The organism is Ruegeria sp. CDSA021 (assembly GCF_059612325.1).
The window spans coordinates 1-20814 of the sequence record NZ_JBXWQJ010000030.1; the positions used below are offsets into that span (position 1 = coordinate 1).

The window sequence follows — 20814 nt, forward strand, 5'->3', positions numbered from 1 at the left end:
TGGCAGTTACGATGAGCCAGAAACCCTCTCTTATCAAATCGACCTAAACTGTCCCATGGGCGCTGACGTCAGACACTGGCTTGCAACATCCACGGCAGGTGGAGCCGTCGAAAGGTTGATTGGAGATGCGTCCAAAACCTGATGTGACCAGTTCAGGGGTCGCGACCCGTTATGACAGGTGCTTTATCATCTTTATGTCCGCCATCGCCCTCGCGACAAAGTTTTTGTTTCGGTCATAAATCGAAACTTTGGGTAATCGCCGTCGAACAGATAAAGCTCGATCCAAAAGTTCTGGGCCATTAGGCCAGGCGCGTAAAACAACCGCTAGCGCTGCGCGGGCTTACTCTGGCGCCGAACCAACGGTTAAAATCTTCCCATTGCTCCAAACTAGCGCCTCGTAACAAACCTCGGCTCCTGCGCCTCCGCACCAACCACCGTCTCGTCCAATAAGCAGTATACGGTCAGGCCCCCAGTCAAAAAGACGCCAACCCGTTACCTGCCACGACATGATCTCACCGTCGACGATAAGATTGAGCATGCACCCCCCTGTTCCGCAGTACATAGAGGCAGCAGAAGAACAGGAATACTGGCTTTCATCTACGAGTTCAGCCTTAACCGTGCCAAACTGGGAGCGCAGCTCGATCTCGGTCACAGCGTCACCCTGATCAAACTCTCCATTCTCGAAGTCTTTGCAATCAGCAGCTGCGCTTTCGATGATCCGTTGTGCTTCCTGAGAGGAGGCCAAAACTGTTGTGGCGCAAAGCATCACGGCGACCATTGATGCCAGAAGCGTTGCAAATACAAATTTCACCCTTTTCATGCTGTCCTCTTCGTTTGAATTCAGTGATATCCCGCCAAAATAGCATCGTAAGAGGTGGTTTCGCCGAAGTTTTCCATCACCCATTCCGGATCGTAGTAGGTGTCGAGATAACGATTTCCGTCGTCACAAAGAATAGTGACAATGGAGCCAGATCGTCCGGCAGCCTCCATCTCTTGCGCAATTTGCAAAGCCCCCCAAAGGTTTGTGCCTGTTGATGGGCCTGCCCGCCGCCTGATCCGATCTTCAAGCCAGAGCATAGTCGCAATGCTTGCCGCATCGGGCACTTGGATCATACGGTCGATTACATCTGCCAAAAATGACTTCTCTACCTTGGGACGTCCGATACCTTCAATACGACTTGAACAGGGGCGGGTCAGGGTCCTGTCTCCAGTTCGAAAGCTTTCAAAAAACACTGAGTTTTCGGGGTCCACAACAACCAACTCACTTTTAAAGCCCTTGTAGCGAATGTACCGCCCCAGCGTTGCTGAAGTTCCGCCAGTGCCCGCGCTCATCACAATAACCGATGGAATTGGATGTGGCTCTCGTTCCATCTGGCGAAAAAGGCTTTCTGCAATGTTGTTGTTTCCTCTCCAATCCGTCGCCCGCTCGGCGTACGTAAACTGATCCATGAAGTAGCCACCGACTTCAGCTGCCAGTTCAACCGAGGCCTGGTGCATGTCCGGCGCCGCATCGACGAAGTGGATTTCCCCACCTTGGAACCGGATTAGGTCGATTTTGCTCTTGGCGGTAGATTTTGGGAGAACCGCGGTAAAAGGCACTCCGATCATACGGGCGAAGTAAGCTTCTGAAACGGCGGTGCTGCCAGACGAGGCTTCGATTACACGTGTCTCTTCCCATATTTTCCCGTTTACAAGCGCATAAAGGAAAAGCGAGCGTGCCAGCCTGTGCTTGAGGCTGCCAGTGGGATGTGTACTTTCATCCTTGAGATAGATGTCTACGCCCTTCAGCCCCCGGACGGGAAGCTTGAAAAGGTGCGTATCGGCAGAGCGGTGAGCATCTGCATTGATCTTGGCAATCGAATCCGAAATCCAACGGTCCATGCCTCTACTCAAACGCCCTGTTTAGGGCCCGTCAAGCTTGGGAAAATCGTCTTTGAAATTCATGGGGATGCAAGCATGCGTCACCAATAGGACCGACTGTCCATCTAACGGGCAGGAATACCTATCGTGCCAGATTGTGCTTCAATGAACAGCCAGTGATTAAGAGGGAAAAATGTTAGGGTACTGAAGGCGACGACTTGAACCCCAAGGAGAACCAGGCCGAATACATGAATGAGTGCAGGTATTTGATCTTCGTAAGCAAGCAGCAGAATTGACACGATCTGGCCGATGCAAATTGCTGCAACAAATATTCCAATATCAATCAACAAAAAGTTGCGCTCAAATATCGCTGTGTATGCTGTGAATACTATTACAATTAAAATAGCAGTAATTGCGAGGCTAACTCCTTTAGCACTAAATACGTCCCTTCTTGTAAGTCGGGGTGGAAGCGGCATTAGGCAGGCCCAAAACAAGCCTGGCCAAAAAGCCAGCTTTAAGTGTTCCCAAATTGACTCGTTGACAGCTGCCACAAGCGCCATTGGCGTCCAACTTCCAAGCAAAACAAATGCAAAGTGCAGCCCGGACCCAAGTAGGATCATTAGGATCGCCCCTATCGCTTCGAGCCAAACTATTCGGGACGAAGCTTCCGGCATGTTTGGATCTCCCAATCCTGATTGTCGAATACTCTGCTTAGATTCTCAAAAGTGAAATGCCCGCAGACATAGAAGGTCTAGAAATAGCTTTCACCCCCCCTTGGTGAGCGGCAATGTCCAAGTTCTTGTAAGAGTCTGTAAAGTTGACCCTTCCTGATTTTTAACCCCAGTTGCTGTCATTGCCAGGTGCTACAATAGACCGTAGGCTGGATTAAAATCCGGGGTTGAGCATGCACGATAAAAGGTGGGAAATATTATCGGTTGGATTTATTGCTCTGGCCACAGCGTCGTGTACAGATCTGTATCCTGACGCCGACGTCATGCCCACTCGCGCTGATGGGGCAGCCTTTTTCTCAGAAAACTGTAGTTCTTGTCATGGTGTGGATGGCAGAGGCGGTGGCCCGGCAAGCAGCGGTCTTTCCGTTGCGCCAACAGATTTGACAACATTGAGCGCGAAGAACGGAGGCACTTTCCCTCAAGCACGGGCCCTAAGCTACATCTATGGCGACCCAGGAAACAGCCATCTTGCTCGGGTTATGCCGGAATTTGGCGGGGAAATGGCGGAAGACCTGGTTCCGGTTGAAATCGAGGGTGTCTTGACGCCCACACCGCGCGAGTTAGCAGGGTTATTGTTTTTCTTAGAAAGCATCCAACAGTAGATTAGTGTTTTTGGCGCTAGGTCAGCAATTGATCGTTTGCCGGTGTTCTGGACCTGCACCTTTTTTTGACCCGGTGACAATTCCAGGCCTAGCATTGTGAAGCGCCGTGCTCTGCTAGGCGTAAGCAGTCATTCAAAATCACTTGGCCGAATTGGCGTGTCGAGTCCAATTCTGGCAGACTGCGAAGTGACATATGATTTATGTCAAAGAGCCGAGCGCTTTCACATGCTAAATTTCGAATGTTAAATGGTGAAGCTGTTCTGAGCTCGTTGCTGCCTGTCCCCATCAATCGGTTTTGGGCCATAGGATAGCAAGTGTTATATGGTAAAGGACCGACGTTGACCGGGGGAAGATGTCGGTCCATTTCTGTTGTAATAAACTCTCGTTTGGCAAAGGACCTCCAACTTATGAGGTACTTTATGATCGTTGCAAGCATAGTAATTTCTTCGGTTCCAACGATATCTGCGGCCGACGAGTTTTTGGACTTTGGGAAAGACCTTTTTTTCGAGCATTGCACCAGGTGTCACGGAGTCGATGCGACAGGAAATGGGCCTGACGCCACTGATTTGAAAACAGTGCCTGCTGATTTAACAAAGATTTCCGAACGCAGAGGGGGTGTGTGGCCCATGTTGGAGGTCATGTCGATCTTGGACGGTTATTTGAAAGTTCAAGAACCTCGCGATGACATGCCGATAATCACCGAATTGAATGACGGCCCTGCTGTCGAATTCGATACGGGCAACGGTTTGGTTACGCGTATCCCTTCCGGACTTATCGAAATTGCTGAGTATTTGGAGAGTATTCAGTCTCCGAAGCCGGAACGTTATGTTCCGTGAAGTTCTGATCAGCAGCTGAGTACGCTAAAGAGCGCTGCACTGTGCTGCGTTGGGCGGGTGCCGTAATTAGCAAGATTCAACGGATAGCCGCTCAAAGTCCAAGGCGGACTACACCAATGCTCTTAACGATGGTTGTCGACATCCGAATCTATCGGGGTGACTGTCAGATAAGCGCAACGATTCAACATTTTATTTTCATTGTTCGTGGGCGGTTTTCAAATTTGCGCAAGATCATTTCAAAGCCAAGCGATCCCTGAGGCACTCGCTAAGAGCATTCCCCGTTGGGCCACTTGTCACCGGGGCCGATCCAATACTCTATCGAGCTGCGACCAGTCGATGGTGCGCATTAGTTCTTTCACGGCCTCTGGGTCTACTGTCCTGTCTCGACCGCTGTGTTTTACGACGCGACGCACCAACCAAATACATAGGCTGGTGAGAACAAATGACAGGATAAGGCTGATTAAGGTTTCGGTGCTCATAATGGAACTATATCATACCTTGGTATTGATGTCCGGCCAGATGAGTGTTGAACCAACCCATCGCAATTTCCTGCGGGCTGTTATTGGTTTCAAAGGCTCTGCCGCAGAACTCAAGCTCCAGCCGCTGAAGTTCGTTCTGGCGGTCTATCGCCAGCGTGCGAGTGAACCACTTTGATCGGTCAAAGGTTGAAGGCTGCCAATCAAAATGCACTTATGATTGAAGTACAGTGCTTTAAAGTTGTAGAATCCATGCAGATACTATTTTAAATTGGGCGCGTACCTTGAAACGCGCAAACTTATGGGCAAATCGTGCAAAGTTATGCGCAAATACCGCGCAGAGTTATGGGCAAGCTTCCAAGATTTTCTTCAATGAAATCAATGTTGGGAATGCAGCGTTATGAGCGCACCTACACTGTTTGTAGGGACGCGCACAAACCTTCACGAACCCCATAAGTTTGCACGATTTGCCCATAAGCTTGCACTGTTTCACGATAATAGTGCAGAGGAGAGCAAGTAAATCGCCTTATGCGGGTGCCGAAGGATAGATTTCAGTGTAGCTCTCGGACGCGACTTGCAATCGAATATGCTTCATCCAGCGTTAGCTGTTCGGTCTCTGAGGACAGTTTAGATATCTGCTGGGCAGAGGTCAGGGCATCGACGATTTTCTGAGCGTTAGCTTCAATATCTCTTGTCATATTCGCATTATACCTGCCGACGGCTGGATTGCGATGCAATCGAGGTTTTGAAGGGCCATAGTCGCAAACTCAAAGGGTTGTATTGAAATTGCCGATTCCTTCTGCATCAAACGGGCAAGTCCAAGGCGTTCAAGCGACAAAAATCTCCGCCCGTTTCCGCACCCCAACTGGTACTAGCGGTTCGATTGCAATTTAGAGCGACGAGATGGCCTTGATCACTGCTTTTCGGCTCTGAACAGCGCCGGTTTGTAGATACTCCATTGCTTTGAGAGCAGCTTCATGGGCTTGGACAGATGACCCGCCAACGCAATCTTCTACTACGCGGCAGAAGTAGTCTGATTGGTGGCCATCGACGAATGTGTAGTGCACACAAACATCTGTCAGCCCGCCGCACAACAAAAGTGTGTCTACCTTTAAACCTCGCAGCAGGATTTCGAAATCGGTGCCAAAAAATGCAGAATACCGTCGCTTCGGGACGATGTAGTCACCTTTGCGATATCCCATCTCATCTTTTGCAACTTCCGTTCTTGGATCACCTTCGAGACAGTGTACGTCTTCGTCACCATCCAGTTCCCTGCCGAAATCGACCTGATCGGGACGATGGACTTCCTGAACGAAGATGACGGGCACTTTGTTCTCATGCGCGGCGTCAACCAAGTCACGCGCAGCGATCATGCGCTGTTTGTAGCCCGGCATGTTGTCGATGGAGCGTACTTCGCTGTCATCAATAAACGTGCTCTTTTGAATGTCGATTACGATTAGGGCAGGTCTACCCTCGATCAGTTTCCTGGCTTGTTTGGTTTTAGTTGTCATGTTCGACCTCTAATTTGCCAGGTCGTCCTGAAAAAAACGCCCTTGCTTGGCCGGGTCGTCCCAGCGGGCAGATCAAACTTGACTAAATGTGCAACTGATTTCGGTCAAGGGTGTGCTGCGTTGTTGTGGAATGAAAAGCATGTGTCCGCGCCTGGTGGGGCAACATTGACCGCAAAGCTGCCGCCAGGGGTAAGTGCAGTGAGTGTCTGCGCTGAGCGCAGATTGAGCAATGATGCGAGCAAAACCGACGGCGGCTATACAACTTGACCCATCGTTCATAGTGTAAATGCATGAACAGATTTCGAAATGCCCAACCCTTTGATGCAATTCGATGCTTTGAGATCGAGACTGATGCCTATGAAGGCGACGAAGCAGCTACCCTCGAAAAGATAGCAAAGAGAATCGAGGTCTATCCCGATGGTTTCCTCATTCTTGAAATCGAAGGTGAGATTGTTGGTTTTGTGAATTGCGAATGTGCGTACAACGTTGAAATGTCTGACGAGGAATTCAAAGAACTTGTAGGGCATGACCCCGACGCGCCAAATGTCGTTATTATGTCTGTCGTCGTGGATCCGGCGCATCAAGAAAAAGGCCTATCGCGGGCATTGATGATTGAATTCGTCGGCCGCATGAGAAAAATGGGCAAATCCGCGATCCACCTTATGTGTAAAGAGCATCACGTCCCGCTTTATCAGAGATTTGGGTACAACTATCTTCGTCCATCAACCTCTGATCATGGAGGAATGACTTGGCACGAAATGTCTATGCAACTTTGAACCGTTGTTGGGTTGAGCCACGGTGAGTGGACATTCAACCTAGCGGTAGGATTTCCGCTTCGTCCGTATAGCAGTCGCTCGCGATATTCAGGCGAACGTCAGCGTCAAGCCCAAAGCAATCATAGTTCCTAGGGTCAGGATGCATTGATTTTCAACGCGCTGCGTGATTCACGGCTCGGAAAGCGGAGCGGTGACATGAGCGACCTTTACTGGCTGACCAACGAGCAGATGGCCAAACTTACCTCTTTCTTCCCGAAGTCGCACGGCAAGCCACGGGTCGATGACAGACGGGTTCCGAGTGGGATTATCTTCATTAATCGCAATGGGTTGCGCTGGCGGGATGCGCCGCGGGAATATGATCCGCACAAGACGCTTTACAGCCGATGGAAGCGTTGGAGCGAGAAAGGCATCTTCGCGCAGATGATGGTCGGCCTGGCTGCCAATCACGGCGAGGAACAGACCGTGATGATCAACGCGACCTATTTGAAGGCACATCGCACTGCGACCAGCATGGCCGCGAAAAAGGGGGGCGTGGACGCCTGATCGGCCGAACCAAGGGCGGCATGAATACCAATCTGCATGCTATCTGCGACAGCCACGGGCGACCGCTCAGCCTGTTCGTCACCGCTGGGCAGGTCAGCGACTACATCGGTGCGCGGGCGTTACTGAGCAGCCTGCCCAAGGTCGACTGGCTGCTCGGGGACCGCGGCTATGATGCCGACTGGTTCCAAGAAGCGTTGCAAGACAAAGGGATACGCGCATGCATCCCTGGCCGAAAGAAACGAAAGACACCGGTTCGATACGACAAGCGCCGATACAAACGACGCAACCGCATCGAGATCATGTTCGGCAGGCTCAAGGACTGGCGGCGCGTGGCGACACGCTATGATCGCTGTCCCAAGGTTTTCCTCTCAGCCATCGCTCTGGCTGCGACCGTCATCTATTGGTTATGAATCCTGACCCCAAGCGGTCGTTCGCTGCACTCGGCGTGAACGACTGCTACGCGGACTTTTCTGCCATTGGCCCACTTTCACCGTAGGACCGGACACAGCCCTAAGCGGACATTCGTAACAAGGCTTTGCAGCTCCTGCTTCGGACCTTAGGCCGTCAGAGATTGATGGGAGGTGTCGTCACACTGGTTAGGGTCGCCGTTGCAAGCAGGATCAGGACAACAGCCAACATCTCTATTGAAATCGACCGTCGGAGAACAATTGTCGCGCCACGCTTCTCAGCCCTGAGAGCCGGAACAAATCTCAGCTTGTTCAGCGCCGCTATACAAAGCAGGGCAGAAACGATCACGATCTTGATCAAAAGCACCAATCCATACGCCGTTCCGAACAAGGCGGCCAAGGAGCCCGAGAGCAGCCATGCGAGCGCTGCGCCTGCAACAATCAGGACGGCAACTCCATAAGCAGCGACACTGCCAAAGTGGTGCAGTAGTTCGGCCCCATTGGGAGTGAGCGCCGCTTTGCGCAAAGGCAGGAGAGCACCGACCCAAAACGCGGCAGCCAGCAAATGAAGAACCAGCAAGACAGCGAGAACCGCTGTAGGCTCTCCAAGCGAGTGTCCTACCTGGGCAAAGGAAAACGCTACGGCAAGGCTGCCCACCAAAGCGATCCACTGCCCGACTCGGGAGAGCAAGATTGCCAATATCGCGAGTTCACCAACCCCTCGCCAGATCGCGGCGGTGCCAAGCGGACTGTCCCAAACAAAACCAAGCATCATTGGGTCCGTCGCGCCCTCAAAGCCCATCCCAGATATCCGCGCTGCTCTGATGCCAAAACGTAAAGCAAGTACGGCAAAACCGACAATCGCAGCTCCGACCGCAAGTTGCCGCGCAAGGCGTAGAACAGACTCTTCAGCGCGCTTGGCAAAGAGGACCGTGAACAGGACGCCACCCATCGCTAGCAGCGCCGAGCCGTAGCCAAGTGCCTTCGCCAAAATGGCCAAGACAACAACACCGTCAATGGGTGCCAGACCGATCACTCAGCGACCGTGAAAGAGAAGCTGCCCTGCATCGGGTGACCGTCGGAAGCCATACCGCGCCAGTCGAAGCGGTAGCTTCCGGGTGCAAGGTCCTCCAAAGGCATAGCCCGGAACTCTATGGCGGGGTCCATACCCGTTTCGCGGTCAATTTCGACATCGCCATCGGGTGAGGTCAGCGTGACCGAGATGATGAGCATCGGATCATCGAACCGCATGGAAAGCTCAGGCACTTCCGTAACGGTAGCACCGTCAGCCGGTGTCGTTGCTTCGGACTTTGAATGCGCGGCCGCAAGCATTGGAGCCATTGCTACGACCAAGCCGATAAGAGTTTGTTTGATCATCTGAGTTTTCCTCTATTCGGATTGGGCATTCAACTCGTCGTGGTACTCACGAAGGTCATAGGGCCAGGTTGACTTGATAAAAGATAGGACCGTTATGATTTCGCCATCGCTCAACACACCTTCATAGACCGGCATACCGGTTGGGGGCGCATTTTCCATCAGTCCGGCCAGGCCAAATTTGGTCAGGGCGAAAAGCGTTTCATCATCGTGGTGCCACGTATGCCCTGTGGCGTCATGCGGCGGTGCTGGTAGCAAACCATCCTCGCCGCGTATCCGCCAGTTTGGCTGTCCTTCAAGGTTCTCACCGTGGCAGATAGCACATTGGTTCGCGTATATATCTTGGCCAACGGCGATAACTTCCGCGTCATCAGGTGTTAAAAGACCGACCGGTTCAAAGGCTTGGGCCAAAACGAACGCTACGGAGAAACCGGCGAGCGCAAGCCCACCGGTGACCAAGAGTGTTGTGCGTCCTAGCATCAGGTGTCGAACGGCTGCGCGGTGCCCGCGCGGTAGTATACCGTACCGGCCCCAGCCTCTCCCCCAAATGCAATGACGTCGTAACGGGCGGACGGATCGTCGCCCATACCAGGGGAGCCCATTGGCATGCCAGGAACAGCGAGCCCTGTGATGTCAGGCCGATCCTTCAATACGGCTTCCAGTGCTTCGAACGGCACATGGCCTTCAAAGACATAACCATCGGCTTCTACAGTGTGACAGGACGCGAGGTTCATCGGGATGCTCCGCGCTGACTTCTGTACCTCGGGGTCCGTCAGTTCCTCAACGGTGACGGCGTAGCCGCGTGCGCGAGCCAAGTCGGCCCATGCGTGACAACATCCGCAACCTGGTGAGCTGAGCACATGCATTGGGGTGCCTGCACGGACGGGAAGAGCGGTCGCGATGAAAGCAGTTGCAGACAGTTTGGTGAAGTGACGACGTGTGATCATGTCTGTCGGTCCTTTGATGTGAAATTTGAACGGAATGCGGGCGAGCGCCCGTTGCCATTCAGGCTTTCGGAGGACCGGTGGGAACACCCAGAGCGAGGCCCGAAAAATCGGCTCCAGCGTACGTCACACCACCCACTGAGATCATCAATGGAGCATTCGGCGAAATCCCCGCCGTGGCGACAAGATCACCAAAACAGGATGTTGAACCCATGCCGCTAGCGGTGTCGCAACAATCCGCAGCAGCTTCCTCGGCATTAGCCAACGGATCGTCGCCCGCCATTTGAGCATGATGACCAGAATGATCCGATCCATGGGTCAAGCCATGCTTCACCGACGCTGCGGATGCGCCAGAGAATGCAACAACAAGAAGTATCGACAGGACCAAGCGAAACATACCAAATACCTACTGGGGGTATGTTGTTTTGACAAGTTACGAGAATGGGGCGACGCAAACGATCCTAGTTGCACCCATTATGGATCCGCCACATCTCTGGATCATGCCCGGCTGGAACAGTGGAACATGGATCACCTGAATATCCCCGTAGGACTGAATACTGGCTGACCTGCGTATTAGTCAGCAACGGCAAGGTCAGCAGGTGGGCGTTTAACCCAAGGTGTTTCCGGTGATGAAGGTGTACGAACTTTCGACCAGATCGATGACGACATCCAACTCTACTGGTGTGGTCGGAGTATAGATCATGACAAAGCCACTCCATCCGGGACGTTGATTAGCCCAAGGGTGTCCTACGGCCCAGCCAGCCTCAATTGCCCGTCGGGCCATTGCGGGGTGCAGCGAAGCGTGCAAACTGCCATCAGGATGCATATGCGCAAACTCAAACCCACCGACGATAGAGTTCGGTTGAGACAACAACATGTCAGGATCAAGCTGAAAGCCAATCGCGCCAGGTAATGATATGCGTGTTGGGCCAAGTGTGACCCCTGGGAATTGCGCAACTCGCTCCAGCAATAGCTGGGCCAAATCGGCATTAATTTCGACACCAATTTGAGTATGCGGTACGCCGCTTGTCGTTTCGGGACGGGGCGAGGTGCGCTCCGGCAAGGAGCGCTCTTGCGCGGACGCCATTGAGCACATCAATACCACTACCGTCACAGCAACCGCCAATGTTCTCTGGTGCACATTCATCGTGTTGACCATCTGCCAATCAAAAAGATTGAGTGCTTAGCGCAGTATCGGCGCCGTTGCACGCATCATTCAACCTTTAACGCTTCGATATTGATCAAGAGCTCTATTTCGTCGCTCACCGCTGGCGCAAATGCCCCAAGTCCGAATTCAGACCGCACGATAGTCGCCGTGGCAGCCAGCCCCAAGGTCGGCGTGCCCTCTTTTGGGCCAAACGGGTATGGCGCGAACTTGTTAAGCGTTGTTTCCAGAACAACAGATTTGGTGAAGCCATTCATGGTCAGGTCGCCAGAAATATTCGCGGTATTGTCCCCGGTCACTTCTATGCTGGTTGAAGCGAATGTGACTACGTCGCCGTCACTCGCGCTGAAAAAGTCATCGGACATGAAGTGTTGCAGACGGGCATCCCAGCCCGTGATCATGGATTTTACAGGCATAGACGCTTTGACAGATGACGCAGAGGGATCATCTTCGTTAAACTCAATCTCACCGCTAAAACCTGAGAACATTCCAAATGTTTCTGAGAACCCGATGTGGTTGTAGCTGAACAATACCTGACTGTGTCCAGGATCCAGCTCGTAAGTTCCACTCTCGGACAATGCGGCGGTCGCGCCCATCGATAAGAGTACCGCCAGCGGGGTTGCTGCCACTTTGAACATTGATACGCTCCCATTTTGACAAGACGTGTTCGCGGAATTGAGTATTGAGCTTTAGTTTCACCTGGCGATACTTTTAGGACAAAATGTTCTACTATGCAACAAATTGTTCTGTAGGAGGAATGATTGAAAGAAGATCCTAGACTGATCGCCACACGACAGGCCGCGCTTGATGCTGCGCAAAAGATACTAATGGAGGAAGGCGTGCTGCACGTAACTCATGGCGCAGTTTCAAAGGCAACGGGCATTTCCCGCAGTACACTTTACAGGCACTGGCCAGATGCGCGTAGTCTGCGTGATGCAGCATTTCGGCGCATCGCAACACCGCCGAACATACCGCCCAAAACAGATGGCCCGCTACGATCTGACCTGCGCTGGTTACTCGGTGTACTGATGGGAGCCTTGAATGACACACCATGGGGCCAAATCGCGCCTCAGGTGGTCGCTGCTGCGTCCACCGACGAAGAAGCGCGGTTGGTGATCACTGAATTCATGAAGGACAGGTTCGCGAGTGTTGAAGCAGTATTTGCAGCCGCAGTAGGCCGCGGTGAGATCACCGCCGACGTTCCGGTTGACCAACTCATAGAACTAGCAGTCGCTGCCCCCTATTTCCGCAAGCTCATACGTCACGAGATACTGGACGAAGATTGGTTGGATCAACATGTTGATCTGCTTTGCAATATCGCGAAAACCAATTCGGGGCAGTGACCATCGCCTTACTTTGCAATCAAAGCGACCAAGAAGCATAATAATTTCCAAAATTTCATTGGGGCAATGTTCGCTGCGTGACATCAGCACGTCGCATGGTCAAAACTGTCTGACGTCAGCACCAACCGGACAGATTTTGGGGTTTGAGCAACGGAGGATTTCTGTGGCCTTCTCAGGCGCATTGGCGGTCGCGAACGCGCTGGAGACAGACCCGTCGCACTTGTCTTAGTTTATTCACCTAGAGGCTTGGCGGAGATGTCAATCGTAGCAGTGACCGTGGTCGCGCTGTTGCGTTCGTCGGTGAGCATCATATTTTCAGAGTTTTGGCAGCGCTTGTTCTCATGGCGGCTTTCACCAAGCCTTCCCGACTTAGCAAGTAAAAATGACTGAAAATGAATGATGACGACACGGTAAATTAATATGTTTGCAATCTAGCAATAGTGAAAGTTCAATTCGCATTGTGATGTTTAAGAGAGGTTTATGAGTTTGCCATCAGCGTCTCTTTGGGTTGGCGAAATCCAGGTTTCAGCAGATACCACGTCCGAGAAATCGAGCCGCGTGAGTCGGCCTGATGAATTTTGGCCTTATCTGCCACGCAGAGTTGGTCCTTCGTAATTGCTGTTAGTCAGCTAACGTTAGGTTGGGAGAACGATATGGAATTACCAACACTGACGTACGAAATGATTGCCGTACTGAGTCTATTGTCTTTTACGGTCTTACTTTTTGTTACCGAAATAATACGGATCGATGTCGCAGCAATTCTTGTAATGGTACTGCTTGGCGCACTGAGCTATCTACCGGGGCTAGGTAATTTAGCCGATGTATCCAAGCTCTTTGAAGGTTTTTCCTCGAACGCTGTGATGTCCATCATCGCAGTTATGGTAATTGGGGCTGGGCTTGATAAGACTGGACTTATGTCAAAGGTTGCGGCCTTGATCCTCAAGAGTGGTGGCACGACAGAGGCCCGGATAGTCCCCATAATTTCAACGACGGTTGGTGTCATCAGCTCCTTCATGCAGAACGTAGGAGCTGCTGCGCTTTTTCTGCCTGTTGTTAGCCGCATTTCAGCACGTACGGAAATCTCGATGAGTAGGTTGCTGATGCCTATGGGGTTTTGCGCGATACTGGGTGGTACTATCACATTAGTCGGGTCGTCGCCCCTCATACTGTTGAATGACCTGATTGTTTCGGCAAACTCATCCCTTCCTGCTGACCAACAAATGGAGACATTTGGGTTATTTTCAGTCACGCCTATCGGTGTGATGCTGGTGCTAACAGGGGTGCTTTACTTTGTGCTCTTTGGTCGTTGGGTCCTGCCAGCGCAGCGAGAGCGTGGAGAAGACGCAAGCTCAGCTCGGTCCATGCAGACCTATGTCGAAAACACGTATGGGCTTAGGGCCGATATGTTCGAGATACGTGTTCCTGAAAGCTCAATCATCATCGGGCAAACGCTCGCGGATCTAATGGTCGCTCATAACATGTACATTCTTGGCACATCTTACCGCGGCCACAAGGTCATCGCGCCGATGGCTGATACTAAGATCGAAGCCCCGGCGAGGCTCGCGGTGCTTGGCCTGCGTCGGGTGGTTGAGCAACAGTTCGCTGAGCCTTACGGCTTAGAGATTCTACCCCAACTAGATGTCTTTGCAGATGACTTCGCCGCGACCCAATCGGGGGTGGCAGAGGTTGTTATTCCACCCGGTTCTTCAGTGATCGGCCAGACTCCGATTGATTTGCGCCTTCGTCAGACACATGGGCTGTCGTTGTTGGCTATTCAGCGTGGCGAAGAAACACTGAGCCACGTTGAAACCGAGGATCATTCAGCCACGCATATCGGGCAAGTTCCTTTGCAAGTCGGCGACACTTGCGTGGTGCACGTCCAGTGGGATCGTCTGACACGACTGAAGTCGGACAGGGATTTTGTGGTCGTAACTTCTGACTTTCCCCAGGAAGAGTTACGGCCACACAAGGTCGGATGGGCGCTCGCGTTCTTCCTATTAGCATTGAGCTTAATTCTATTAACTGATCTTCGCTTGTCGTTGTGCCTATTAATCGGCGCTGTTGGCATGGTTTTGAGCCGAGTGTTGTCGATTGATGAAGCCTACGAGTCGATAAGTTGGAGTACAGTTTTTCTACTCGCTTCGCTGATCCCGTTGGGCCAGGCAGTCCAGAACACCGGCACTGCGGATTGGATTGCAGCGCATGTGTTGGCCCTCCTGAAGGGTTGGCCGATCTGGTCGTTGCAAGCAGGAATAGCCGTTTTGGCGACGGCATTCACGCTGGTCATGTCCAATGTAGGCGCAACTGTTTTGCTGGTGCCGCTAGCAGTTTCTATTGCCGTATCGGCGGGTGGCAACCCGGCCGTATTTGCTCTCACCGTGGCAATTTCGACGTCCAACTCATTTTTGATCCCAACACACCAGGTGAACGCTTTGATCATGGGCCCGGCAGGCTACCGGGTGGTCGATTTCGTTCGCTCGGGCGGAATCATGACTCTACTTTTCTTAGTTGTCTCAATGACCGGACTTGCACTTTTCTTCTGAGCCGCTTCTCGGCGATCTGCACTGAAGAACTCATAAGATAAGGTTTTTGAGACCAAACTTTTTTGTTGGAACAGCAGATTCAAGACGTCTGCAAAAAGGGTCTTCGCTGCGAGCGAGCGAAGTAATGTGTCCAACTCATACAAACCTGAAGTCGGTATACGCTGGAATCGCAGAAGCGATTTAGAGTCTTCCCCCGCGGCCTCAACTCACGCCGAATTTGCGACGCAAATGCTCAGCCAAGGCCGTTATGCGACGTGGTTGGGCTCGGCTAGGCGGAAACATCATTTGCAAAGGTTTCGGCGGTGGGAGGAAGTCGCGCAAGACAGAAACAAGTCTGCCAGATCGAACATCTTCGCCGACATCCAGTTCTGACTTCAAGACGACCCCATGACCTGCAATCGCCCAATCGCGGATGAGTGAACCATCATTGACTATTCGATTTCCTTTTACCGATACGCGCCGGGCATTTGGTCCTGATCCAAACTCCCAAACGTTGTCGATCATGTCGCCAAACCTCATAACCAAGCAGTTGTGGTTCAATAGATCTTCTGGTTTTTCAGGCATTCCTAATGAGGCCAGATAATTTGGGGACGCACATACGAAACGTTGGTAGCTTCCTAGATTTCGCAGCCTGAGCGAAGTGTCCGTGATATTGCCGAAGCGAACGGCGAGGTCGAAACCCTGGCCGACAAGGTCGACATAGCCGTCCGAGAGGGACAGTTCGATTGAGACGGCAGGGTTCTCTTCGGTGAATTCGGCAATAACCTCGGAAACAATGCTCCGTCCCAAGTCAATCGGCGCGCTTATGCGAATTGGGCCAGACAGAGTTTCGGCGCCGTGCCGAACAAGTGTATCTAGGTCCGCAACCTCACTGAGTACGTTTCTTGCACCGTCAGCTAGTACTCGTCCTTCTTCGGTCAGGCTAATGGAACGGGTGGTGCGGTTGAACAAAACCACACCGTAATGTGCCTCCAGAGTCGCGAGCCGTTCGGACACTGTCGTACTCGACATCCCTGTCTCGCGCGCCGCGGCCACAAGACTGCCTTTCTCGGCTATGGTCAGAAACAAGCGAAGATTATCTAAAAGCATTAAACGGAATTTCCGGATTATATGTTCGATTACACCCTGTTTATCCCGAAAGTACTGCGGCGTAAATCTAGCGCATCGCTCAAGAACACAAGGGATCTATTCCAATGGCCAAGCTGACAATCCTCGCCAACATCAAAGCCTACCCCGACAAGATCGACCTCGTAAAGGGTGAGCTGATCAAGCTCATCGACATAACCCGTGCCGAAAAGGGTTGTATCAACTACGACCTGCACCAGGACAACGACAACCCGGCCCATTTCGTATTCTACGAAAACTGGGAAAGCCGGGAGCTTTGGCAAACCCACATGGGTGCTCAGCACCTTGCGGCTTACTTGGAAGCAACAGAGGGTGCCGTTGCAGAATTCACGTTGAATGAAATGACAGTCATCGGTTGATACAGAACCGAACAAAGGAGCACGTTATGAAAGCCGTGGGATACCGTGAGACAGGGTCGATTGATCGGGCGGACGCCTTAATCGACTTCGAGGCCGACAAACCGACGCCGAAGGGGCATGACTTGTTGGTGAAAGTGCAGGCCGTTTCAGTGAACCCGGTCGATACGAAAATTCGGCAAAAACGTGCTCCTGTAGGTCCCGCACCTGATATTCTGGGGTGGGACGCAGTAGGGATCGTCGAAGCAGTTGGCGAAACGGTTGAGACTTTCCGTCCGGGAGATGCAGTTTGGTATGCCGGGGCAGTAAACCGACCGGGAACCAATGCCGAGTTTCATCTGGTGGATGAACGTATTGTCGGATCAGCGCCAAAATCCATACCGGCGAAAGCAGCTGCGGCGATGCCGCTAACGACGCTTACTGCCTTTGAGATGCTGTTCGACCGCTTGCGAGTTCAAGATGCCTTTTCCGGCGGGACCAATACGTTGCTGGTTATCGGTGGCGCAGGCGGTGTCGGGTCAATCACCATTCAATTGGCACGGGCCCTCACTGAATTGACAGTGATGGCGACGGCGTCCCGACCCGAGACACAAGACTGGGTTCGAGAGCTTGGCGCACACCATGTCATCAACCATGCGGAACCTTTGGGAACGCAACTCGGGGCTCTCGGTATCGAAAGCGTGGATTTCATCTATTCAACGAACCATTCCCAGCTTTATGCGTCTCAAGCTGGAGAGGTGATGACACCCCAAGGTCGCTTCGGGTTGATTGATGATCCTGAAACCTTCGACATCGCGCCGTTCAAACCCAAATCGATCTCATTGCATTGGGAGTTCATGTACACTCGGTCGCTTTTTGGGACTGGAGATATGAACCGTCAAAGCGAAATCCTGAATCAGGTCGCCGGGTTGATAGATGACGGAAAGATCAGATCCACGGCGACCGATACACTTGGTAGGATCAATGCTACAAACTTAAAGAAAGCGCATGCTATCCTTGAAAGCGGCAAGGCCAAAGGAAAGCTCGTGCTTGAGGGTTTTTAGATGAGAATTGAGCGGCTAGATCATGTGAATATCGTGACGACTAGGTTGCCTGAGATGGTTACTTGGTATAAAGAGGTCTTGGGTTTAAAACTCGGGGCCCGCCCTGATTTTCCGTTTCCCGGAGCTTGGTTGTATGCGGGTGATCACGCCGTGGTTCACCTTGTGGGTCACGAAGGAACGCCTAATGTCGGCTCCGAAGTGAAGCTCAAGCTCGAGCATTTTGCGCTTTCAGCCACGGGTTTGAGCGCATTCGAGGAAAAACTGATCTCGAGGCAGATTCAGTATCGCAAAACTGACGTCACGGGCGCCCGAATGGTCCAAATCCATGTGGCCGATCCTGATGGGAATCATATTCATATAGACTTCGAAGAAACCGAGTAAGTGTCCAACTCTATAAATAGTCGGAGCGCAAATTTAAGCTGTTAAACTCTTGGCGATTAGTGGTCGAGATCCTTGCCGGGTTGCTTCCAAGAATTACGCGGACCAACATTTATGGACGGTACAAACGTCGATTTGGAGATCAGCATGCCGGACCTCGAAACAAACAAGAAAAACGTCATCGCTTTTTACGAAATGATGTTCAACGCGTGTCGACCAGCCGAGGCCATCGCAACCTTTGTTGGGGAAACCTATACGCAGCACAACCCGCATGTTGGCGACGGTAAGCAAGCTTTTGTCGAGTACTTCGAGCGCATGGCCGCCGAATACCCGGGAAAGCGCGTGGACATCAAACGTGCGTTTGCTGAAGACGATCACGTTATTCTGCATTGCCATCAAATCTGGCCCGATGGTCTCGAGTACGCAGGGATCGATATTTTTCGCCTGGATGTCGATGGGAAGGTTGTCGAGCACTGGGACGTTCTTCAGGAGGTTCCGGCAAACAGCGAGAATGAGAACGGCATGTTTTGACTCAACCGTTCTGACAGCGGTGCATGGAACTTCGAAAGGTCCTGTCGGCTAAACCACGATAGTTAAAGGGCATAAGTCTGATCCAAGAAACCCGCCGTAGCGTATCTATCAAAAACCCATTGGGAAGGAGAAAAATATGCTCCCGAAGAGTATTCTTGCGGCGACCCTTGGATTATTTGCAGCTACTTCGCTTCAAGCTGGTGTACAAATTCGCTTTATAGAAGGCGCACCCAAAGACCGTTTTGTTCTGACAAACGTCGGAGCTTGCGAAGTCGAAGCCTCGACCGTCAAAATTGACTTGTCGCAATCTGCCGGGCGCCTGATTTTCGACGTTACCGAAAAGGGCGCGGGTGCAGAGGTCTTCCAACCTCTCGAATTCGTTGAGGGTGCGGATGCTCTGCGGCAAATTCCAACTGTCGTAGACGGGCAAGATACAATTGAACTTCAGATCGCCTCCCTAGCAGCCGGGGACAAACTCGCCTTTACCATCGATGTAGATGACACTATCGGGCAACGCGAAATCACCGTAACAGGGTCGGAGATCGAAGGCGCCACGGTGTCTTATTCCGATGCGGATAAAACCAGTACTGCAACCTTCTCTTCCGAAGCGCTTGTCAACGTGACGACCAAGGATTGCTGAAAGCAGTACCGCAATGTCGAATTTGTTGATCCGCATAGCATTTCTTGCGCTCATGTTGGGAGGCGGCATCCTGATCGGGACACTGACCGCACCTGGCGATTGGTATGCGCAGCTTTCTAAGCCTGCTTTCAATCCACCAAATTGGGTATTTGGCCCGGTCTGGACGGTGCTTTATGTGTTGATCGCCATGGCGGGTTGGCGGCAGTTCGAAGCAGACCGAAGCTCGACTGCCATGAAGCTGTGGTGGGCACAGATGGGTCTGAACTTTTTGTGGTCCCCAACCTTTTTCGTACTGCAACTGCCGTGGTTTGCTCTTGTAGTCATTGTCGCGTTGCTGATCGTGATCGTCATGTTCATCGCTCGAGGCAGGAACTCGGATCGGGTCTCCGCACTGGCCTTCTTGCCTTACTTTGTATGGGTCGCATTTGCCGCGGCGCTGAACCTTTCCATTGCAATACTGAACTAAGAAGGAACAATATGCGTGCCAAATTTATTGGGCTTGTTTCAGGTCTTGTTATCATCGGATCTACAATGGCACAGGCTGATGAAAATCTTGCTGAGGACTTCTCCAAGTCTGCGGAGACACGTTGGAACTACGTTGCCGACACTGTCATGGGCGGAGTTTCTTCAGGGCAGGTGCAATTTAGTTCGGAAGGTAATGTTGCATTCGCGCGGCTGACCGGAACCGTCAGTACAGAAAACAACGGCGGTTTCATCCAATTCCGACGCAAGTTGCCTGATCGGCCAGATGCGAGTGTATCGGGCGTCAGGCTGTTAGTACGGGGAAATGGCGAGCAATACTTTGTTCACCTCAGGACACGTGGCACTGTGCTTCCGTGGCAATACTATCAGGCCGAGTTCCCAACTTCTGACAAATGGACCGAAGTCTCTTTACCTCTGTCAGGCTTCAAGGCTTCAGGTGCCATGTTGCGCGCTATTCCCGTTGCTGACGAAATCACCTCAGTTGGGGTCGTGGCGTACGGTCGCGATCACGAGGCCCGCGTTGATGTCAGCGAGATTAGTTTCTACTGAAGGTCTCCCTAGAGAGGGCCGCTATCTTCAAATAGGTCTGCTTGACACTGTTTGAGATCGAATTCTCCCAATGCCTGAATGCGGATGTGCTGTTTCTTCATTCTAGATGCTGAACCTGTCTTTTCGGAGCGAACATTAAGAGTGTGCTGCTTTCTGAAGAGACAACTCGTCTGGCAGTCTTAAGTTAAAAATACTTAATCAAAGCAAAGTACTTTCGGCAAAAAACAACTCCCACATGACGCTTATCAAAAGGAGTGAGTATCATGAAGAGGATTGCAGCTTTGGGCCTTGTTGCCCTGACACTATCATTTGTTGGCACCGGTGCGTTTGCGGAGTGCTACTTTGGGAACGATGCGGTAACCGGGATGGACACGATCATCTGTGAGACAGAGAGTGGCTTTTCCAGCTGGGGCACAATGATCGCTGAAGCTTGAGCGTTTCGGGGCGCAACACCAAACTTTCCGTGAGTTAGGGTAAATCAGATCGAACTCTGCAATTGGTAAAACCAAAGCCGAGGAACACTGTCCGTCGTCAGGGATTTTGGGACAGATGGCCGCCTGATCTAAGAGAGGGTCTGGCTCAACTGGTTGTTGTGATT

The 20814-nt window shown here is 52.0% G+C and carries 28 protein-coding genes; 15 read left to right on the forward strand and 13 right to left on the reverse strand.

Features of this window, described 5'->3' with window-relative positions:
• Positions 1–340: 340 nt before the first annotated feature.
• From AC2FLD_RS21710 to AC2FLD_RS21720, 3 genes are all read right to left on the reverse strand, one after another.
• Positions 341–820: a hypothetical protein gene (locus AC2FLD_RS21710; RefSeq protein WP_299641617.1), complete on the reverse strand. Its 480-nt coding sequence runs from the start codon at positions 818–820 to the stop codon at positions 341–343.
• 20 nt (positions 821–840) lie between these two features.
• A complete protein-coding gene (locus AC2FLD_RS21715) occupies positions 841–1881 on the reverse strand; it encodes a PLP-dependent cysteine synthase family protein (protein ID WP_299641619.1) in 1041 nt (346 codons plus the stop codon).
• A 104-nt stretch (positions 1882–1985) separates the two neighbouring features.
• Complete coding sequence (locus AC2FLD_RS21720; RefSeq protein ID WP_353390971.1) at positions 1986–2534, reverse strand: DUF6512 family protein; 549 nt, start codon at positions 2532–2534, stop codon at positions 1986–1988.
• Positions 2535–2854: 320 nt separating this feature from the next.
• Between AC2FLD_RS21720 and AC2FLD_RS21725 the strand changes: the two genes are divergently transcribed.
• From AC2FLD_RS21725 to AC2FLD_RS21735, 3 genes are all read left to right on the forward strand, one after another.
• Positions 2855–3193: a c-type cytochrome gene (locus AC2FLD_RS21725; protein ID WP_050606064.1), complete on the forward strand. Its 339-nt coding sequence runs from the start codon at positions 2855–2857 to the stop codon at positions 3191–3193.
• Positions 3194–3612: 419 nt separating this feature from the next.
• Positions 3613–4029 (forward strand): cytochrome c, encoded by a 417-nt coding sequence (locus tag AC2FLD_RS21730; RefSeq protein ID WP_481668349.1) that lies wholly within the window; start codon positions 3613–3615, stop codon positions 4027–4029.
• A 480-nt stretch (positions 4030–4509) separates the two neighbouring features.
• Positions 4510–4683 (forward strand): hypothetical protein, encoded by a 174-nt coding sequence (locus tag AC2FLD_RS21735; RefSeq protein WP_299641628.1) that lies wholly within the window; start codon positions 4510–4512, stop codon positions 4681–4683.
• Positions 4684–5056: 373 nt separating this feature from the next.
• On the opposite strand, the gene AC2FLD_RS21740 is transcribed toward AC2FLD_RS21735, so the two are convergent.
• Complete coding sequence (locus AC2FLD_RS21740) at positions 5057–5203, reverse strand: hypothetical protein (RefSeq protein WP_496674262.1); 147 nt, start codon at positions 5201–5203, stop codon at positions 5057–5059.
• 192 nt (positions 5204–5395) lie between these two features.
• Positions 5396–6016, reverse strand: coding sequence for a cysteine hydrolase family protein (locus AC2FLD_RS21745; protein WP_496674264.1), 621 nt, complete (start codon positions 6014–6016; stop codon positions 5396–5398).
• A 290-nt stretch (positions 6017–6306) separates the two neighbouring features.
• Here AC2FLD_RS21745 and AC2FLD_RS21750 point away from each other — a divergent pair, with 290 nt between their 5' ends.
• Together AC2FLD_RS21750 and AC2FLD_RS21755 are read left to right on the forward strand one after the other, a co-directional pair.
• Positions 6307–6792 carry a GNAT family N-acetyltransferase gene (locus tag AC2FLD_RS21750; RefSeq protein WP_496674267.1) on the forward strand — a complete coding sequence of 162 codons (486 nt, stop codon included), beginning with the start codon at positions 6307–6309 and terminating at the stop codon, positions 6790–6792.
• Positions 6793–6987: 195 nt separating this feature from the next.
• Positions 6988–7745, forward strand: a protein-coding gene (locus AC2FLD_RS21755; RefSeq protein ID WP_496674270.1) for an IS5 family transposase whose coding sequence is annotated in 2 segments (ribosomal slippage) — positions 6988–7312 and positions 7312–7745 — 759 coding nt in all. Because the reading frame shifts where the segments join, the coding sequence is not laid out codon by codon here.
• Positions 7746–7899: 154 nt separating this feature from the next.
• Here AC2FLD_RS21755 and AC2FLD_RS21760 read toward each other — a convergent pair.
• The 7 genes from AC2FLD_RS21760 to AC2FLD_RS21790 all read right to left on the reverse strand — a co-directional run bounded on the left by AC2FLD_RS21760 (position 7900) and on the right by AC2FLD_RS21790 (position 11863).
• Complete coding sequence (locus AC2FLD_RS21760; protein ID WP_496674273.1) at positions 7900–8778, reverse strand: CopD family protein; 879 nt, start codon at positions 8776–8778, stop codon at positions 7900–7902.
• A complete protein-coding gene (locus AC2FLD_RS21765) occupies positions 8775–9119 on the reverse strand; it encodes a copper resistance CopC family protein (protein ID WP_253276951.1) in 345 nt (114 codons plus the stop codon). Before AC2FLD_RS21765 ends, AC2FLD_RS21760 begins: the two co-directional genes overlap by 4 nt.
• 12 nt (positions 9120–9131) lie before the next feature.
• The gene (locus AC2FLD_RS21770) at positions 9132–9596 is read right to left on the reverse strand and encodes a c-type cytochrome (RefSeq protein ID WP_496674276.1); all 465 of its coding nucleotides are present in this window, start codon (positions 9594–9596) and stop codon (positions 9132–9134) included.
• Positions 9596–10063 (reverse strand): DUF411 domain-containing protein, encoded by a 468-nt coding sequence (locus AC2FLD_RS21775; protein ID WP_496674278.1) that lies wholly within the window; start codon positions 10061–10063, stop codon positions 9596–9598. Before AC2FLD_RS21775 ends, AC2FLD_RS21770 begins: the two co-directional genes overlap by 1 nt.
• A gap of 58 nt (positions 10064–10121) precedes the next feature.
• Positions 10122–10457, reverse strand: a complete 336-nt coding sequence (locus AC2FLD_RS21780; RefSeq protein ID WP_496674281.1) for a hypothetical protein — start codon at positions 10455–10457, stop codon at positions 10122–10124.
• Positions 10458–10667: 210 nt separating this feature from the next.
• Positions 10668–11123: a luciferase domain-containing protein gene (locus AC2FLD_RS21785; RefSeq protein WP_496674284.1), complete on the reverse strand. Its 456-nt coding sequence runs from the start codon at positions 11121–11123 to the stop codon at positions 10668–10670.
• 149 nt (positions 11124–11272) lie between these two features.
• Positions 11273–11863: a YceI family protein gene (locus AC2FLD_RS21790; RefSeq protein WP_496674287.1), complete on the reverse strand. Its 591-nt coding sequence runs from the start codon at positions 11861–11863 to the stop codon at positions 11273–11275.
• Between the two features lie 123 nt (positions 11864–11986).
• Here AC2FLD_RS21790 and AC2FLD_RS21795 point away from each other — a divergent pair, with 123 nt between their 5' ends.
• Together AC2FLD_RS21795 and AC2FLD_RS21800 are read left to right on the forward strand one after the other, a co-directional pair.
• Positions 11987–12568 (forward strand): TetR/AcrR family transcriptional regulator, encoded by a 582-nt coding sequence (locus AC2FLD_RS21795; RefSeq protein WP_496674290.1) that lies wholly within the window; start codon positions 11987–11989, stop codon positions 12566–12568.
• Positions 12569–13221: 653 nt separating this feature from the next.
• Positions 13222–15111 carry an SLC13 family permease gene (locus AC2FLD_RS21800; protein ID WP_496674293.1) on the forward strand — a complete coding sequence of 630 codons (1890 nt, stop codon included), beginning with the start codon at positions 13222–13224 and terminating at the stop codon, positions 15109–15111.
• 201 nt (positions 15112–15312) lie between these two features.
• Here AC2FLD_RS21800 and AC2FLD_RS21805 read toward each other — a convergent pair whose 3' ends face one another.
• On the reverse strand, positions 15313–16200 hold the full coding sequence (locus AC2FLD_RS21805) for a LysR family transcriptional regulator (RefSeq protein WP_496674296.1): 888 nt from the start codon (positions 16198–16200) through the stop codon (positions 15313–15315).
• Between the two features lie 104 nt (positions 16201–16304).
• Between AC2FLD_RS21805 and AC2FLD_RS21810 the strand changes: the two genes are divergently transcribed.
• The 8 genes from AC2FLD_RS21810 (at position 16305) to AC2FLD_RS21845 (ending at position 20650) form a co-directional block, all read left to right on the forward strand.
• A complete protein-coding gene (locus AC2FLD_RS21810) occupies positions 16305–16595 on the forward strand; it encodes a putative quinol monooxygenase (RefSeq protein WP_496674299.1) in 291 nt (96 codons plus the stop codon).
• A gap of 26 nt (positions 16596–16621) precedes the next feature.
• Complete coding sequence (locus tag AC2FLD_RS21815; RefSeq protein WP_496674301.1) at positions 16622–17635, forward strand: zinc-binding alcohol dehydrogenase family protein; 1014 nt, start codon at positions 16622–16624, stop codon at positions 17633–17635.
• Positions 17636–18016, forward strand: coding sequence for a VOC family protein (locus tag AC2FLD_RS21820; protein ID WP_496674304.1), 381 nt, complete (start codon positions 17636–17638; stop codon positions 18014–18016). It abuts the gene before it with no gap.
• A 144-nt stretch (positions 18017–18160) separates the two neighbouring features.
• Positions 18161–18544, forward strand: a complete 384-nt coding sequence (locus AC2FLD_RS21825; protein WP_480746735.1) for a nuclear transport factor 2 family protein — start codon at positions 18161–18163, stop codon at positions 18542–18544.
• Between the two features lie 136 nt (positions 18545–18680).
• Entirely contained in the window at positions 18681–19184 is a 504-nt protein-coding gene (locus AC2FLD_RS21830) for an aggregation factor core (RefSeq protein WP_496674534.1), read from the forward strand.
• A gap of 13 nt (positions 19185–19197) precedes the next feature.
• Positions 19198–19650 carry a TspO/MBR family protein gene (locus tag AC2FLD_RS21835; RefSeq protein WP_496674537.1) on the forward strand — a complete coding sequence of 151 codons (453 nt, stop codon included), beginning with the start codon at positions 19198–19200 and terminating at the stop codon, positions 19648–19650.
• A gap of 11 nt (positions 19651–19661) precedes the next feature.
• Positions 19662–20216 carry a CIA30 family protein gene (locus AC2FLD_RS21840; protein ID WP_496674540.1) on the forward strand — a complete coding sequence of 185 codons (555 nt, stop codon included), beginning with the start codon at positions 19662–19664 and terminating at the stop codon, positions 20214–20216.
• A gap of 263 nt (positions 20217–20479) precedes the next feature.
• Complete coding sequence (locus AC2FLD_RS21845; protein ID WP_496674542.1) at positions 20480–20650, forward strand: hypothetical protein; 171 nt, start codon at positions 20480–20482, stop codon at positions 20648–20650.
• Positions 20651–20814 lie beyond the last annotated feature (164 nt).